Here is a 17,156-nt window from a genome sequence, read left to right on the forward strand (position 1 = left end):
TCCCCTCCCCCAACGAGAATCCCGCGCCTTACCCGCCGCCCGGATGATGGCAAGCAACCAGGCGACCGTCGCCCGTGCTCTGCAGCAGCGGACGTTCGTTGCGGCACATGGAAGTGGCAGCCGGGCAGCGGGTGTGAAACCGGCAGCCGGAGGGTGGGTTCATCGGGCTCGGCAAGTCACCCTTCAGGACAAGCCGCTCGCGTCGTGCCCGATCGATACTGGGTATCGGCACCGCGGAACGGAGTGCCGTGGTGTAGTGGTGCCTGGGCGCCGCAAAGACCAGATCGGTCGGCCCGCTCTCCACGACCGATCCCAGATACATGACGGCCACGCGCGTCGAAATCTGGCGCACCACGGATAGATCATGGGCGATGAATACATAGGTCAGGTTGAACTCCTCGCGCAGATCGGCCAGCAGATTGACGATCTGGGCCTGGATCGAAACGTCGAGCGCCGAGACCGGCTCGTCGGCCACGATCAGCCTTGGCCGGAGCGCCAGCGCGCGAGCAATGCCGATCCGCTGCCGCTGGCCGCCCGAGAATTCGTGGGGATAGCGCGACGCGTGCTCGGGGGACAATTCGACCCGGCGCAGAAGCTCGGCGACGCGGTCCGTCATTTCCGATGCCGAGATGCGCTCATGGATGCGGAACGGATCGGCCAGCAGATCGCCGACCCGCCGACGTGGATTGAGCGAGGCGCTCGGATCCTGAAAGACCATCTGCATCTGTCGCCGCAACGGACGGAGCTGACGCTGGGACGCGTCGGTAATGTCGCGGCCCTCGAACTCCAGAGAACCGGAGGTGATATCGGTCAGACGCACCAGGCATCGGCCAAGAGTGGATTTACCGCAACCTGACTCCCCGACGATGCCAAGCGTTTCCCCGGGCCAGATGTCGAGCGATACCGTGTCGACCGCCTGGACCGTCCGGCGCTGCGCCGGTAAAATCGATCGGCCGACGTGATAGTGTTTCGACAAGTCGCTGGTCCGGAGCAGCGGGCGCTCCCGCAGCACGCCGCTCATACTGGCGACTCGATGCTGGCAACCTCGCGGATATGGAACTGTTTGCGGCTGGTTTCCGGCAACGCGCAAGCAGCACGATGGCCGTTCCCGCCGACAAGCGGGGGCTGGACAATGCAGGCATCGTGGCGGAACGCACAGCGCGGACCGAAGGCGCAGCCTTTCGGCAGGTCGGAGAGGGAAGGCGGAGCTCCCGGAATCGCGGCGAGGCGTACCGGACGCTCACCATCCATCGGCGGGATCGAGCCGAACAGTCCCCATGTGTAGGGATGCAGCGGCGTTCGGAACACGCTGCTCTTGCGGCCCTCCTCGACGAAGCGTCCGCCATACATGACCAAGACCCGATCCGCGACCTGGGCGACGACGCCAAGATCGTGTGTGACCAGGATCACCGCCGAGCCGAACTGATCGCGCAGCCGTCCGATCAGTTCGAGGATCTGCGCCTGCACGGTCACGTCCAGGGCCGTGGTCGGTTCATCCGCGACAAGCAGCGCCGGGTTGCACGAGAGCGCCATCGCAATCACCGCACGCTGGCGCATGCCGCCGGAGAGCTGGTGCGGATAGCCGTCGACGACCCGATCAGGATTGGCAATGCCGACCGCATCCAGCAACTGCACCGCCCTCGCCCGCGCCGCCCGCGCCGACACTTTCTCATGCGCACGCACCTGCTCGCCGATCTGGTTGCCGATCGTATGCACCGGGGTGAGCGCCGACATCGGATCCTGGAAGATCATCGCGACCTGGCGGCCGCGAATGGCATCGAGCGCACGCCGGTTGAGCCCGACGAGCTCCTGCCCCATGAAGCGGATTGAACCGGAGACGACGGCATTGGGGCTGTCGATCAGCCCCATGATGGCCAGCAAGGTCTGGCTTTTGCCGGAACCGGACTCACCGACGACACCGACGATCTCCCGCTGCTCGACGGCAAACGAGACGCCTGCCACAGCCCGCACCAGCCCCGCGTCGCTGCGGAAGGATACGGTGAGACCCTCGACGACGAGAAGGGGAGCGTTAACGGACATCGCGAGCCCTCGGGTCGATAAAGACGAAGACGACGTCGACGACGAAGTTTGCCATCACCACGAAAAACGAGGCGTAGATCACCGTGGCAAGGATCATCGGCAGGTCGAGGGTCTGCAGTGCCTCATAGGTCAATTTCCCGACGCCCTGCAGCCCGAAGACCACTTCGGTCAACAGCGCGCCGCCGCCGACCAAGGCACCGAAATCGAGACCGAACATGGTGACGAATGCCACCAGTGACGTCCTGAGGCCGTGATGCAGCAAAACCCGCCGCTCGCCGATCCCCTTGGCCCGCGCGGTGCGGATAAAATCCTCCTGCATCATCTCGATCAGACTTGCCCTCAGCACCCGTCCGTAAAGGCCGACATAAAGCGTCGCCAGCGTGAACCACGGAATGACGAGCGCCTTGAACCAGCCCCAGGGGTCCTGTGTCAGGGGGATGTAGCCGAGCGGAGGAACCCAAGAAAACAGCCAGGTGTCATGCCAGCGGCTCTGTGTCAGCAGATTGGCGACCTCGCCGAGCCAGAAGACCGGAACGGACACTCCAATCAGGCTCAGGATCATCAGCGCCCGGTCGATGAACGTGCCGCGCGTCGCCCCGGCGATCACCCCGACGATCAGTCCGCCCAACACCCACAGCACCGCCGCGCCGCCGACCAGCGACAGCGTAACCGGAATGGCGGCTGTCACCGCGGGAATTACGCGCTGCCCACGATTGACGAAGGAGGTGAGGTCGCGGCTGACGAAAAGCCGGTTCATCATCAGCCCGTATTGCACCGGCAATGGCCGATCGAGACCGAAATCGTGGCGGACCTGGACCAATGTCTCCTGGGACGCGTTGCGGCCGGCAATGCGCGCCGAGGGATCGGCACCGGGCGTTGCGAAGAAGATCAGGAAAGCGACGACGCTGATGCCGAACATGACCAGCACCATCTGGCCGAGCCGAAAACTCATGGCGGCAAGCACTAGATGCCCCTCGGCGAGGATTTCGGATCGAGCGCATCGCGCACGCCGTCGCCGAGAATGTTGAGAGCCAGCACGGTGATGACAATGGCAAGCCCGGGCGCCAGCGCCACGATCGGCCTGGAATAGAGCAGGCCCTGACCGTCCTGGATGATCGTGCCCCAACTGGCGTCCGGCGGTTGCACGCCGATCGACAGAAACGACAGTGAGGATTCGGTCATCATGTTGAGTGCCAGGATCAACGGCACGAAAACGATGATGCGCGTCACCACATTTGGCATGATGTCGCGCAGCAGGATGCGCCAGGGCGACGCGCCAAGCCCGATCGCCGCGGTGACGAATTCGGCCTGCATCAAGGTCAGGACATGGCCACGGATCGGCCGTGCCACATAGGGCACATAGACGATGCCGATGATGAAGATCGGCAGCCACAGGCTGCCGGAGCGGATTTCGAACGGACCGATCTGGATGCTCTGCGCGATCAGCACGATCGACAGGGAAATCGCCAGCAGGAAAACCGGGAACGCCCAGAGCACGTCGAGAATGCGCGACAGGCCGACATCGACAATGCCGCCGAAGAACCCGGAAACAACCCCCAGAAAGGTCGCCAGGACGAGGCACAGCACAGCTGCAGCGCCCGAGATCAGCAGCGAATCCCGCCCGCCATAAAGCAGTCGCGCCGCGACGTCACGGCCCTGATTGTCGGCGCCGAGCAGATACGGCCCGATCCGCCAGGTCGGCCCAATCGGCGTCATGCCGAGGCCAAGGCCTTCGGTGGAAGCCTGCAGTACCGGCTGGGTCACCCCATCGATGACGATCTCGCCGTTGAGATTGGTTACGAAAGGATCCGTGTGGGCGATGTATTGCGCATAAAGCGGCGCCGCCAGCGAAGCGATGACGATGACGACGAGCACACCGAACGCCGCTATTGCCGAACGATCGGCTTTAAGCTTGCGCCATGCCGTGCGCCATGGGCCAGCGGCGGCCTGGCGGACCGGGGCGGCAGGCTGGTCCGCAATGACATTGACCATGAACGGGGGACCATAAACGGGATTGCCTGGCAAAAATCTCGACCTGGAAGATGCGCTGATCCGGCGGAAAAGGAAATGCGACGGAGCGCCGGTGGCACTCCGTCGCATTGGCTCGAGGGGATCATTCGACCCAGGACTGGCTGACGATCCAGTAGAATTGCGGGCTGAAGGTGAAGTTCTTCAGCCTGGAAGAGACGACATCGACCCGCTTGGGTGTGAACAAAACAGCGACCGGGGCCTTGTCCGTCACCGCCTTGTCGATGGCCGTCCAGAGTGTTGCGCCCTTGGCTGGGTCGGCGATGGTGGCTGTCTCTGCTTCGGCCATCGACGCGTCGATCGATTTGTCGCAGAACCCGGAAATGTTGACCGAGGCGTCCGAGCCCGGCGTGAATGAGGCACAGCTGAACAGCACTTCCAGAAAATTGGATGGCGCCGGGTAATCCTGGAACCATTGCGAGACCGAGATCTGCACCTTGTTGTTGGTGTTCTGGATATAGGTGAACTGGATGTTCTGCGAGATCGGCTTGACCGATGTCTTGTAGCCGAGCTGGTTGAGCACGTCCTGCAGATAGACCCCGATCGACTTCGAGACGCTGCTGTCCTCGGTGATGATCGTCACCTCCTGACCAGCAGTTCCCGATTCAGCAACCAGTTGTTTGGCCTTGTCCATATCCGGCGCCGACCACTTTTCGCCCGGATTGGCGGTGAATGGGCAATAAGGCGCGAATGACGGGAAGCCCGGCGGCAGGATCTGGCAAGCCGGCTGTGCCAGATTGCTGCCGCCAAAGAGCTTGATGATCGCGGCGCGGTCGATGGCGAAGTTCACCGCCTGGCGAACACGGATGTCGTTGAACGGCGCCAGATTGTTGTTCATCGGCGCATACCACATCGCCATCAGCGGATGCACCGTGACCTGCTTGGCATATTTGGTGCCGAGTTCGCCAAGACGGTCCGCCGGCGGCGGATCGAACATCCAGTCCGCCTGCCCGTTCTCGACCGCCGTCACCGCCGCTTCGTCGGTGAGGCCGAATTCATAGTCGATCTCATCGGGATACCCTGCCGGCTGGGCTTCCTTGCTCCATTCCTTGAAGTGAGGATTGCGCACCATTTTCATCAGCTTGTTCGGATCATAGCTCGCGATCATGTAGGGCCCAGTGCCCGGGATCGGATCAGTGCCGGCATCCTTGAGCGGCGCGCCCGCCGGCAGGATCGCCGCGTGCGGAATGGCGATCTTCTGCAGGAACTCGGCATCCGGCTGGACCAGGTTGAAGGTGATCGTTCCGGCTGCGTCGTCAACCGACAGGCCGCCATCGAGGGTGCATGTCGCCGGGGTTTTCAAACACGCATCGGCGCCGACGATGCCGTTGTAGAAGGTCCCGGCCGTCGGCCCGCTGATCTTGAAGATGCGCTGGAACGAAGCCACCACATCCTTGCTGGTGACGTCCGAGCCGTCGGCGAACTTGATGCCTTTGCGCAGCTTGAAGATGTAGGTCTTGCCGCCGTTTTCGACCTTCGGCAGGGTTTCGGCAAGGTCCGCGACCACCTCGAAGCCGGTCTTGTCCCCGGCCTTTTTGTAGGTCACCAGACCATCGTAGAGAATATAGTTCATCTGGAAAAACTGCAGCGTGTAATTGATATGCGGATCGGCGGTGCCGGCAGCGGCGTTGGCCAGCAAGCGGAGCGTGCCGCCAAGCTTGCCTTCCGCGGCCAAGGCACTGCTCGGCGGCGACACGATCGTCATGCCGAGCAGAGCCAGGCCGGGTATCAACGCTGCAAGTGCCTTTTGGGGTCGCATGGCTGTGTTTCCTCGTGGAAAGCGTGTCGACTGGCCACGCTATACGCAATCGACGACCGCGGCGTGGCTGGAAATGATCTGGGTCGCGGGTGGTCTCCGCACCTTCGCCCAATCGCAAAAGACTACGACCAGCGAAGCCGAGCAGGATAGCTATTAAGATAGATAGGTCGGAGAGGCCAGCCTTAAGCCTATTTATTGGGCACGCGGGTGACATGGCTATTTGACAAGCAATGGCCAGCGGGTAAGCTTGTCGCATGCAGGGCTTTTCAGGCGATCTAGAGAGCCGGTTCCGAACGGGAATGAGCATCGACGCCGCCATGGCGGTGGCGACCGATGTGCTGGAGCCCGTCGGTTTCACCTCATTCATCTATGACTATACGCCCGTGCCGGTCAGCCATGAGGGCGACCTGATCACCCCGTCGCTGATGGCTCTGCACAACGTGCCGCGCGACATGCAGGATCTCTGGTGCAAAGGCGGCTATTATCAGCTTGACCCGGTGCAGGAAGCCGCGCTCGCAGTATCGAGGCCGTTCCTCTGGTCGCACAAGGGCGTTCAGAGCACCGTCATGCAGCATGTGCTTCGGTCCAGGCATGATCCGGTGATCAGCTATCTGCTCGATACCAGGATGACCTGCGGCGTCACCGTGCCCATCCGTCTTGCCGGTGGGGATCTGGCCACCTTCACCGCGATCCGCGCCGACCCAGAGCCAGGGTTCGAGGCCGAAGCAAGGCAGTTAATCGCCGAAATCGGCGATCTGGGCCATCTCTTGCACGACTCCGTCTACGCCGGTTTCGATGCCGGCATCCGCACCTGCCCATACGTCCACCTGACGTCGCGCGAGCGCCAGTGCCTGCGCCTCGCCGCCGCCGGACTGACGGCCAAGCAGGTCGCGCGCGAGATTGGCCGCGCGGTGCCGACAGCAACGCTGCATCTCAACGCGGCGACACGCAAGCTTGGCGCGCGCAACCGCTTCCACGCCATCGCGCTGGCTGCCCACTACCGGCTGCTCGAGCCGGAGCATTGAGGCTCTCCGCCTGAGGGCTCCTCCCGCCAGGGCAAACCTATAAATAGTGCTAGCTGTAAATGCGCCGGGCCGCTTAGTACCGTCGGCCGCAAACAAGGCTTGGGAGGGTCCGTCACTTTGGTTCCTGCCAGCCAGGACCCGGAGCTTGGAACTGTGACGGCACATGCGACCACCGAAGGATTCAGCGACTACAGGGGCTACCGCACCTGGTATCGCGTGATCGGAGATCTCAACTCGGGCAAGCTGCCATTGGTCGTCGCTCACGGCGGGCCGGGCTGCACCCACGACTACGTCGATTCATTCAGGGAGCTTGCCGATACCGGGCGGGCCGTCATCCACTACGATCAGATCGGCAACGGCAAGTCGACCCATCTGCCCGACAAGGGCGGCGACTTCTGGACCGTCGATTTCTTTTTGGGCGAACTCGATGCGCTGCTCGCTCACATTGGCATTGCCGAGCGTTACGCCCTGCTCGGCCAGTCCTGGGGCGGCATACTTTCGGCCGAACATGCCGTGCGACGCCCTGCCGGGCTCAAGGCGTTGATCCTGGCCAATTCGCTGGCCTCAATGGCGCTATGGATGGAAGGCGCGCTGCAATTGCGGGCCGGGCTGCCGGCCGATGTGCAACTCGCGCTTGACCGGCACGAGGCAGCCGGGACCACCGATCACCCGGATTATGTTGCGGCAACCAAAGCCTTCTATGACCGCCACGTCTGCCGTGTCCTTCCAACGCCGCGGGAGGTCGCCCGGACATTCGCGGCAATCGACGCGGATCCGACGGTTTATCACACCATGAACGGACCCAATGAATTCCACGTCATCGGCACGATGCGGAACTGGACCATCGTCGAGCGCCTGCATCTGATCGAGGCGCCGACGCTGGCGTTCCGCGGATTTTACGACGAAGCGACCGAAGCCTGCGTCCAGCCCTTTCTCGATCATATTCCCGACGTCGAAGGCATGGTCTTCCCAAATTCCAGCCACATGCCGCATGTCGAGGAGAAGGACGATTGCCTCGCCGCCGTTGGACGCTTTGTGGCCAAATACGATTGAGGCCTGCCCCACAGCAGCCTGTCTTTGCACAAGCTTATCGTGCCGGGCTTAGCCAATCGAGTTGCGCGACGGAGCACAAAACTGCGCCGAAGGTCGGCTGGAATGAATCTTGCGTAGTTAGACCGGCCGCATCGGATCTGGCTCGAACATATGAACCTCATCAGCGTCGACATAAGAATGCTCCGATCGCTGCAGTGCGTCGCGGAAACCGGCAGCATTACTGAGACGGCGCGGCGCCTCAGCCGCTCGCAGCCCGCCATTACCCTGCAGCTACAGCGGCTCGACGTGATCTGCGGCTGCAATCTGTTCCGTCACGATGGGCGCAAAATGGTGCTCACTTCCGATGGCAGACTGGTGCTTTCTTATGCAAATTCGATCCTGCGTCTGCACGACGAACTGCTCTCGCGCCTCTCATCGCCCGATATCGAAGGTCAGGTGATCCTCGGCACCCCCGACCTCTACGCGGCCTATTTGTTGCCGTCGATCCTTGCGGTATTCCAGCGTGCCTTCCCGCGCGTCCAGGTCCAGCTTCACTGCTCGCTGTCGACGCCGCTGGTCGGACAGGTCCATCGCGGCGAAATCGACATCGCGCTGGTCACGCGGATGAACGACTTCATCGGCGGGCGAGTGGTGCGTCAGGAACAGCTCGTCTGGATCACCGGAGAACACTCGACGGCGCATACCGAGACACCTCTGCCTCTGGCGCTGCTTCCGCCGGGCAACATCTATCGCGATCATGCGATAGAGCACCTCGAAGTGGCGGGCCGCTCATGGCGGATCGCCTGCGTGAGCGAGAGTGTCAGCGGGCTCCAGGCGGCGGTGTTTTCAGGCATGGCCGTAACCGTGCTCGGCCGCAGCGCACTCGTTTCGGGCATGCGCGAGATCGTGGCTAGCGGCGACTTTCCCACGCTGCCCAAAGTTGACCTGCTGCTTTACAAGGCGCAGGGCACGACCAAGCCGGCGGCCAAGGCGCTCTATGACTACCTGTCGCACTACCTCGATATTAACCGGGAGATCGGCGCTGTGGTGATGCCGGACATGCGCGAACCCGAATCCGAAAGGCCGCTCAACGAAGGTTGAGCGGCGGCCATTCCTCCGTCCAGGGTCGCACTTCCTCAAAGGCTCCCGCGAGAGCGATGATGGAAGTCTCGCGCATCCATGGTGCGATCATCTGAACGCCGATCGGCAGGCCCGAAGAATCACGTCCGCACGGGACCGTCGCGGCCGGCAGGCCGCACAGATTGACCGGCCACGTGAAAGGCGACCAGCCCAGATGCGCGTCGACCGGATGCCCGTCGATGCAGGACGTGCCGAGCGTGCCGGCCGCGAAGGCGGTAACCGCAACTGTCGGCGTAAGCATCACGTCGACGGTGCGGAACAGTTCGACGAATTGGTTCCGGAGCCGGGAGCGCAGATGCGTCGCCTCCATGTAATCAGCGCCGCTGTAGGTGAGGCCTTTGTCAAGAACGGCGCGGAACTCCTCGTCCGAGTCGAGAAATGCTTCCGCGCCGCGATCACCAACCGATGCCGCTTGTTCAGTGAAGGCGATCGGATTGAGCACCCTGTCGAGAATATCCGGGTCGAGGGCGAAGGGAACCTCGACGAGGTTGGCGCCGGCGGAGGCCAGAATGTCGAGTGCGGTGGCGAACGCCGCACGCACTTGCGGATCGACCGGCGCATACCCGAAATCGACCGAAAAAGCGACGCGCAGACCCATGACCGATGGCGGAATCCTGGAGTACTCCTGCGGCTTCAGGGCGAGCGAGGCGGCGTCGCGCACATCATAGCCCGCTATTGTCTCGAGCAGCAGAGCAGCGTCCGCAACCGTGCGCGCTATTGGACCGGTGTGCGCGAGCGATCCCCATGATGGCGGAAAGAAGCCGGGCGCGCGCGAAACGAGGCCGTAAGTCGGTTTAAGGCCGAAGACCCCGCAGAAGGAAGCAGGTACGCGGATCGAGCCGACGCCATCGGTTCCAATTGCCAGCGGACCGCAGCCGGCGGCGACGCCCGCAGCAGCACCTCCGCTGGAGCCGCCGCTGGTTCGCTCCAGCGACCAGGGATTGCGGGTTATGCCGCTGACGGGACTGTCGGCAGTGAGCTTGTAACCGGATTCGCAGGTGGTCGTTTTGCAGGTTACGATGGCGCCGGCGTCGCGTAGACGGCGCACGACATGGGCATCGACTGGCGGCACGAAGCCGGCAAATGAGGGCGCGCCCGCCTTCGCCGGCTTGCCGGCGACGAAGATGAGATCCTTGACGGTGACGGGAACCCCTGCCAGCGGGCGGGTTTCGGCGCTTTTTCGGTAACGCTGCGCGATCACCTTGGCTGCGGAAACAGCCTCTTCGTAGAGATCAGTCACAACGATATTGCAGACCGCATCCGTGCGGCGGAGCGCACACACCGTGTCTTCGATCACATCAACGGGGTCGAAACGGCCCGCCCTGTAGCCGGCGACCATGTCGACGGCAGAGAGACGCGCAAGATCGCCCGGCGCACTGGCTACGCCGACATTGACTGGAATCATGGTCATGAGCCCTCCCGGGCCGGACTCGCGCGGCCGAACCACGCCGGCCGACCGCTATTTTGTTGCACTTTCGTCGGCATTCCGGAGCGCTGCGGCGACCGCGCGTCGCGCCATGACCATTACGAGATTGGCGCGATATTCCCGATCCGCATGGATGTCCGAATTCAATCCCGACGGATCCAATGACACGCGGCTCAGCGCATCCGGATCGAACCGCTCCTGCAGCGCCGTTTCGATGTCGGTTGCCCTGAACACCGACGAGGCTGCACCGGTGACCGCGACGCGCACCTTTCCGGCCGTTCGTGCGACGAACACGCCGACAATCGCATAGCGCGATGCCGGACTGCGGAATTTCGCATACGCCGCCATGTCGGGAACCGGGACGCGGAAACCGGTGACGATTTCGCCAGCTTCGAGCGCAGTCTCGAACATATCGACGAAGAACGCGTCGGCGGGGATCGTCCGTTCGATCGTGATCACGGTTGCATCAAGAGCGAGGATCGCCGCAGGATAGTCGGCGGCTGGATCGTTGTTGGCGGCCGAGCCGCCGATCGTGCCACGATGGCGGACTTGCGGATCGCCGATGTGCGCGGCGAGCGAAGCCAGTCCAGGTATATGTGTCCGCACCAGCGCTGAGGAGGCGACGTCGCAATGGCGAGCCATCGCGTCGATGACCAGAACGCCTTCATCGAACGCTATCTCGCGAAGTGCTGCGACCGCCGAAAGATCGATGATCGCGACGGGCGCGGCTAGGCTTTGCTTCATGGTGGGCAGCAAGGTCATGCCGCCAGCTAGGATCTTGGCGTCGTCATGCTCGGCAAGCAGGGCAGCCGCTGCCACGGTCGTTGCAGGCTTCAGATAGTCGAAGGATTTCATCGAAGCCCCCTTATTCGGCTGCGAGCGCGGCGCGCGAATTGCGGATGATGTTCCAAATCTTGTTTGGCGTCGCAGGCATGTCGACATGGGTGACGCCCAGGGGCTGCAGGGCGTCGACCACGGCGTTGATAACGGCAGCCGGCGAACCGATAGTGCCGCATTCGCCACATCCCTTCACGCCCATCGGCGTGTGGGTGCATGTCGTTGAATGCGGGGCAACGACTATCGCCGGAAAATTGTCGGCACGCGGCATACAGTAGTCCATGAAGGACCCGGAGAGCAGTTGTCCGGAGCTTTCATCGTAGACACCGTGCTCGAACAGCGCCTGGCCGACACCCTGTACGATACCGCCCTGCAACTGGCCCTCGACGATCATCGGATTGATGATCGTGCCGACATCATCGACGGCGGTGTAGCGCTCCAGCGTCACCATGCCGGTATCGGGATCGATTTCGACCTCGGCGAAATGCGCGCCACCAGGATAGGTGAAGTTGACCGGGTCGTAGTAGGACTGCTCCTCGAGGCCGGGCTCAAGGGTTTCCAGCGGATAGTCGAAGGGCACATAGGCCGCGCCGGCGATCTCCGTGAACGTTTTCTTGCGATCGGTTCCGGCGACCGAAAACTCTCCCGCGTCGAACATGATATCCTCAAGATCGGCCTCGAGTTGGTGCGCGGCGATCTTGCGCCCCTTCAGGACCACCTTGTCGGCGGCTTTCGAGAGCGCCGCTCCGCCGACCACAAGCGAGCGCGAGCCGTAGGTGCCCATCCCGAACTGCACCTTGGCGGTGTCGCCGCAGACGATGTTGATGTCTTCGAACGGCACGCCGAGACGATCCGAGACGATCTGCGCGAACGTCGTTTCGTGGCCCTGGCCATGATTGTGGGTGCCGATCAGCACAGTGACCGCGCCGGTCGGGTGCACGCGCACCGTCGCGCTTTCGTAAAGCCCGCCACGTGCGCCGAGGCTACCGGCCAATCGCGATGGCGCCAATCCGCAAGCCTCGACATAGGTGGACAGGCCGAGGCCGCGATATTTGCCGCGGCCCGCCGATTCCAGCCGCCTCTGCTCGAAGCCATCCGCATCGGCGAGCTTCTCGGCCCTGTCGAGGCAGCCCAGCGGATCGCCGCTGTCATATTCGACGATGACCGGCGTCTGGTAGGGATAGGCCTCGGTCGGGATCATGTTGCGGCGGCGGATCGCGCGCTTGTCGATGCCCATCTCGATCGCCGCGAGGTCGACCAGTCGTTCCAGCACGAAGGTCGCCTCTGGCCGTCCGGCGCCGCGATAGGCATCCACAGGAACGGTGTTGGTGAAGACCACCTTCACCGAGCAATGTATAGCCGGCATACGATAGACGCCCGATAGCAGCGGTGCGTAAAGGTTGGTCGGGATGTTTGGTCCGAAGGTCGAGAGATAGCCACCCATGTTGGCGAGTGTGCGCACCCTGAGTCCGAGAAACTTGCCACTCTCGTCGAGTGCCAGCTCGGCCTCGGTGAAATGATCGCGGCCTTGGGCGTCTGAGACGAAGCCTTCCGATCTCTCGCAAACCCACTTGACGGGTTGCCCGAGCTTTGCGGCGGCCCAGGTGACGACGGCTTCCTCGGCATAGTGGAACTGCTTGACACCGAAGCCGCCGCCGACATCGGGCGCCACGACACGCAATTTGTGCTGAGGAATGTGGAGCACCAATTCACCCATCAGGAAGCGGACCACGTGCGGAAATTGGCTCGTCGTCCACAGCGTGTGCTGGCCGGTCGCGAAATCATATTCCCCGATCGCCGCACGCGGCTCCATCGGATTGCCGATTAGGCGGTTGTTGACGAGTTCGATGCTGGCGACATGTGCCGCGTCGGCGAACGCGACCTCCACGGCAGCGGCATCGCCCAGCTCCCAGTCGCAGCACAGATTGTCGGGAATGTCGTCGTAGACGGCGGGCGCACCCGGCTGCAACGCGTCGACCACGCCGACCACGGCAGGCAGGATCTCGTACTCGACCTCGATCGCCTCGACCGCGGCGCGCGCCTGCTCCAGTGATTGCGCCACGACGAAGGCGACGGCATCGCCGACGTGCCGCACCTTGCCATGAGCGATCGGCGGGTGCGGCGGCTCCTTCATCGGCATGCCGTCCTTGCCGTGGATGCCCCAGCCGACCGGCAGCCCGCCGACATTGTCGGCTTTCAGGTCTTCGCCGGTATAGATCGCCGCCACGCCCGGCATGGCGCGGGCGGCAGTTGCATCGATCTCTCCAAGCCGGGCGTGCGCATGCGGCGAGCGCAGGAACGCGCCAAAAAGCATGCCCGGCCGCTTGATATCGGCGACATAGTTTCCGCGCCCGGTGACGAAGCGCAGATCCTCCTTGCGCTTCGGCGCCGCGCCGATGCCAACCACTTTTGACATGTTCATGAGCCCCTCACTTTGCCCGCGCGCATGGCGGCGGCGCCGGCGATCACCGATTTGACGATGTTGTGGTAGCCCGTGCAGCGGCAGAGATTGCCCTCCAGCCAATCGCGCACCTCCGTTTCGGTTGGGTCGGGATTGCGTCCGACAAGGTCGACCGCGCTCATCAACATCCCCGGCGTGCAGAAGCCGCATTGCAGCCCGTGGTTTTCATGGAAGGCCTGCTGCATCGGATGCAGCTTCGCCTGTCCGGCGCCCGCCAGGCCTTCAACCGTCGCTACTGAACCGCCATCTGCCGAGACTGCCAGCATGGTACAGCTTTTCACCGACTCGCCGTTGAGATGCACCACGCAGGCACCGCATTGGCTGGTGTCGCAGCCAATGTGAGTTCCGGTGAGCGAGAGCTGCTCGCGCAGGAGATCGACCAGCAGCATCGCCGGATCGATCGATACGCTGACCGGGCGTGCATTGAGCGTGAGATTGATTTCCATGGTGTGCTCCGGGCTAGGCAAGCAAATGCGCGCGGTCGATCAGCCATGCGGCAAGGACGCTATCGCCGACGTCGAATGGATTCTCGAAAAAGCGGCGTTCCGGCACATAGGCGACGAATTCCTCCTCGCCCGCAGCGTCCAGCATCACCTTGACGAAATTGCCCTGGTATTCGATGCCGAGGATCGTCGCCGGCACCGAAGCCATGTCCTGCTCGGAGAGCGTTGTGCCCGTGCGGAACAGTTCGACGTCGTCGCGCCGCACCGCGATGTCGATCGCCTGGCCGGCCTCCAGCCGGACGCCGGCGCGCATCGGAATCGTAATGCCGTTGATTTCAGGGCTCGCGATCATAGCGCGCGTGCCATTAATCCTGCCGACCTTGCCACTGAGCACATTCTGCCCACCAAGGAATTCCGCGACGTAGCGATCCTTCGGCGCAGCATAGATTTCACGCGCCGGACCAGACTGCTTGATCTTGCCGTTTTCCATGACGACGACCATGTCGGCGAGCGCGATGGCCTCGAGCTGCGTATGCGTGACATGGACGAAGGTGATGCCGAGTTCGCGCTGCATGCGTCTCAGCTCGGCGCGCATCCTGATGCGGAGATGCTCGTCGAGCGCCGAAAGCGGCTCATCGAGCAGCAACACCCGTGGTTCGGTAATGGCAGCGCGGGCGAGCGCCACGCGCTGCTGCTGACCGCCGGAAAGCTGCGCCGGGAGACGGTTGGCAAACTCGGCCAGCCGTACCTTCTCGATCATGGCGTCAGTCCTGGCGTAGCGCTCGGTCTTCGAGAGCCCACGGACCCTGGGCGCGAAGGCTATGTTGTCGCGAACCGTCAGATGCGGAAACAGCGCGTAGGACTGGAACATCATCGCCGTACGGCGCTCGACCGGTGGCAGGCCGACGACACTTTCGCCGCCAATCAGGATCTCGCCAACGGTCGGATCCTCGTGGCCGGCGATCATACGCAGGATCGTGGTCTTGCCGCAGCCCGAAGGGCCGAGAATGCAGCAATAGGCGCCGTCCGGAATTTTCAGATTGACGCCGTCGACCGCATAGCTGAAGCCGTCATAGCTCTTGGCGACGCCGGCGATCTCAATATGACCCATGCCGACCGTCATGCGCCGGCTCCCACGAGAACGGGCGGGCGGCTCCTGCGCCGCTTCTGGATGAAGGCGATCGTGCCCAGACTTGCCCCGATGACGAGAAAAGAGACGATCGTGGTGACGGTGCCAAGCGCATAGAGTGCCGGCGAAGTGATGTTCAGCGTCATGCTCCAGATCTCCAGGGGCAGTGTATTGAGCGAGCCGGCGGTCTGCAGCGTCCGGGCAAATTCGTCATAGGAGAGCGTGAAGCCGAACAGCGCGACGGCGACAAGGCCGGGCGCCAGCACCGGGATCACGACGAGCCGGATCGCCTGCCAGGGCGAGGCGCCAAGGTCGCGCGCCGCTTCTTCCCAGGCATGGTCGAAGCGCGACATGACGGCGAACATGACGAGCACGCCAAAAGGCAACGTCCATGAAAGCTGCGCACCAAGCGCCGAGGTGAACAGGCTTGCCTCGATACCGACCGCGTTGAAGATGAGTCCCACGCCGATGCCGAGCACCAGGCCGGGAGCGACCAGGCTGCCGATCATCAAATAGAAGACGGTCGTGTCACCGGCGAAGCGTTTGCGAAAGCCAAGTCCGGCCAGGAAGGATACGACCACGGTCAGCACCGTGACCACGATCGCAAGCTCGAACGAGCGCTCGAAGGAGCCCTTGACGTCGCCGGTGCGGACCTGCGTGAACAGGTCGACGAACCAGTGCAGCGAGAGACCCTTGATCGGGAAGACCAGCCCGCCGCGCAGATCCTGGAAGGAAAGAATATAGATGCAGGCCATCGGACCGTAGAGCGCCACCAGGTAGAGCGTGAACAGGGTGGCAAGCACATAGAAGGTCCACGGCCGGCGTCCACTGGCCGGGGCAATCGCCCGGCTCCTGTGCGCCGGCACGCTTGCGGCGATGGTCGGGGCCATGCTCATCGCGTGATCTCCTTGCGGATGTCGACGAAGCGCAGGATCAAGCCGACAGTCAGCACGAGAACGACGGTGAGCAGCACTGCACTGGCCGCGGCGGTCGGATATTGCAGCACCGAGATGTCCTCATAAAAGGCGCCGGCGACAGAGGCAGAGCCGCCGCCCGACATTACCTTGACCACGAAGAAGTCGCCCATGACGATCGAAATCACGAAGATCGAACCGAGCGCGATACCGTTCTTGGACAGCGGCACGATGATCAGCCGCATGATATCAAAGCGGCTGGCGCCAGCGTCGAGCGCCGCCTCGACGACGCGCTTGTCGATCCGGCCCATGGCGTTGAAAATCGGCACGATCATGAAGATGGTGAGCTGGTGGACATAGGCGACGACCACCGCGAAGCTGGAAAACAGCAGGAATTCGAGCGGTTGGTCTATCAGACCGATCTTGAGCAAGGCCTCATTGACCAGCCCCTCCTTGCCCAGCAAGGGGATCCAGGAAATCATCCGGATAATGTTGGAGGTCCAGAACGGCACTGTGCAGAGCAGGAACAGCCCGAGCGCAAGCAGCGGGTTCCTGACATGGAAGACAAGGAAATAAGCGACGAGGAAGCCGATCGCCAGGCTGAAAAACCACGTCAGCACGGTGAACTTGATGGTCTCGTAATAGAGATTGAACGTCAGTTCCGAGGTCAGTATCTGCGTGTAGTTTTCGAGATTGAACGCCGGGAACAATCCGCCGAAGCCATCGGTTTCGAAGAAGCTCGCTGCCACCACTGCAACCAGCGGTAGCACGAAGAACGGGATCAGCACGACGACCAGCGGGGCAACATAGGCCCACCCGGCCAGATTTCGCTTGAACGCAACGCTTTGTGTCATCGCCGGACTCCGAGGATTTTCGGATGAAGGTGTGATCGGGCAAGGCGCCCGATCCGGTTGCGGCGACG

15 protein-coding genes are annotated in these 17,156 nt (G+C 62.9%); 3 read left to right on the forward strand and 12 right to left on the reverse strand.

Annotated elements, in window-relative coordinates:
• Positions 1–28: 28 nt before the first annotated feature.
• The 5 genes from AC0L3D_RS10145 to AC0L3D_RS10165 all read right to left on the reverse strand — a co-directional run bounded on the left by AC0L3D_RS10145 (position 29) and on the right by AC0L3D_RS10165 (position 5,827).
• Complete coding sequence (locus tag AC0L3D_RS10145) at positions 29–1,021, reverse strand: ABC transporter ATP-binding protein (protein ID WP_473644121.1); 993 nt, start codon at positions 1,019–1,021, stop codon at positions 29–31.
• The gene (locus tag AC0L3D_RS10150; protein WP_473644123.1) at positions 1,018–2,040 is read right to left on the reverse strand and encodes an ABC transporter ATP-binding protein; all 1,023 of its coding nucleotides are present in this window, start codon (positions 2,038–2,040) and stop codon (positions 1,018–1,020) included. The genes AC0L3D_RS10145 and AC0L3D_RS10150 overlap by 4 nt, the downstream gene beginning before the upstream one ends.
• On the reverse strand, positions 2,030–3,004 hold the full coding sequence (locus AC0L3D_RS10155; RefSeq protein ID WP_128171845.1) for an ABC transporter permease: 975 nt from the start codon (positions 3,002–3,004) through the stop codon (positions 2,030–2,032). Before AC0L3D_RS10155 ends, AC0L3D_RS10150 begins: the two co-directional genes overlap by 11 nt.
• The gene (locus AC0L3D_RS10160; protein WP_287226308.1) at positions 3,004–4,032 is read right to left on the reverse strand and encodes an ABC transporter permease; all 1,029 of its coding nucleotides are present in this window, start codon (positions 4,030–4,032) and stop codon (positions 3,004–3,006) included. The genes AC0L3D_RS10155 and AC0L3D_RS10160 overlap by 1 nt, the downstream gene beginning before the upstream one ends.
• 121 nt (positions 4,033–4,153) lie before the next feature.
• On the reverse strand, positions 4,154–5,827 hold the full coding sequence (locus tag AC0L3D_RS10165) for an ABC transporter substrate-binding protein (protein ID WP_473644125.1): 1,674 nt from the start codon (positions 5,825–5,827) through the stop codon (positions 4,154–4,156).
• A 299-nt stretch (positions 5,828–6,126) separates the two neighbouring features.
• Between AC0L3D_RS10165 and AC0L3D_RS10170 the strand changes: the two genes are divergently transcribed.
• The 3 genes from AC0L3D_RS10170 (at position 6,127) to AC0L3D_RS10180 (ending at position 8,985) form a co-directional block, all read left to right on the forward strand.
• Entirely contained in the window at positions 6,127–6,852 is a 726-nt protein-coding gene (locus tag AC0L3D_RS10170) for a LuxR family transcriptional regulator (RefSeq protein ID WP_287171679.1), read from the forward strand.
• A 153-nt stretch (positions 6,853–7,005) separates the two neighbouring features.
• Positions 7,006–7,905 (forward strand): proline iminopeptidase-family hydrolase, encoded by a 900-nt coding sequence (locus tag AC0L3D_RS10175; protein ID WP_023800432.1) that lies wholly within the window; start codon positions 7,006–7,008, stop codon positions 7,903–7,905.
• Between the two features lie 150 nt (positions 7,906–8,055).
• Positions 8,056–8,985: a LysR substrate-binding domain-containing protein gene (locus tag AC0L3D_RS10180; RefSeq protein WP_023800431.1), complete on the forward strand. Its 930-nt coding sequence runs from the start codon at positions 8,056–8,058 to the stop codon at positions 8,983–8,985.
• Here AC0L3D_RS10180 and AC0L3D_RS10185 read toward each other — a convergent pair.
• From AC0L3D_RS10185 to AC0L3D_RS10215, 7 genes are read right to left on the reverse strand one after another with little or no spacing between them, the layout of a single operon-like run.
• Positions 8,972–10,435 carry an amidase gene (locus AC0L3D_RS10185; RefSeq protein ID WP_023800430.1) on the reverse strand — a complete coding sequence of 488 codons (1,464 nt, stop codon included), beginning with the start codon at positions 10,433–10,435 and terminating at the stop codon, positions 8,972–8,974. The genes AC0L3D_RS10180 and AC0L3D_RS10185 overlap by 14 nt on opposite strands.
• A 48-nt stretch (positions 10,436–10,483) precedes the next feature.
• Positions 10,484–11,305, reverse strand: coding sequence for an FAD binding domain-containing protein (locus AC0L3D_RS10190; RefSeq protein WP_473644127.1), 822 nt, complete (start codon positions 11,303–11,305; stop codon positions 10,484–10,486).
• A 10-nt stretch (positions 11,306–11,315) separates the two neighbouring features.
• Complete coding sequence (locus AC0L3D_RS10195) at positions 11,316–13,703, reverse strand: xanthine dehydrogenase family protein molybdopterin-binding subunit (RefSeq protein ID WP_473644156.1); 2,388 nt, start codon at positions 13,701–13,703, stop codon at positions 11,316–11,318.
• 2 nt (positions 13,704–13,705) lie between these two features.
• Positions 13,706–14,194, reverse strand: coding sequence for a (2Fe-2S)-binding protein (locus AC0L3D_RS10200; protein WP_023800427.1), 489 nt, complete (start codon positions 14,192–14,194; stop codon positions 13,706–13,708).
• 13 nt (positions 14,195–14,207) lie between these two features.
• Positions 14,208–15,314 carry an ABC transporter ATP-binding protein gene (locus tag AC0L3D_RS10205; protein ID WP_128167576.1) on the reverse strand — a complete coding sequence of 369 codons (1,107 nt, stop codon included), beginning with the start codon at positions 15,312–15,314 and terminating at the stop codon, positions 14,208–14,210.
• Complete coding sequence (locus tag AC0L3D_RS10210; RefSeq protein WP_023800425.1) at positions 15,311–16,210, reverse strand: ABC transporter permease; 900 nt, start codon at positions 16,208–16,210, stop codon at positions 15,311–15,313. Before AC0L3D_RS10210 ends, AC0L3D_RS10205 begins: the two co-directional genes overlap by 4 nt.
• Before the next feature lie 2 nt (positions 16,211–16,212).
• Entirely contained in the window at positions 16,213–17,088 is an 876-nt protein-coding gene (locus AC0L3D_RS10215; RefSeq protein WP_473644129.1) for an ABC transporter permease, read from the reverse strand.
• Between the last annotated feature and the right edge of the window lie 68 nt (positions 17,089–17,156).

This window comes from Mesorhizobium sp. WSM4837, from assembly GCF_055811435.1.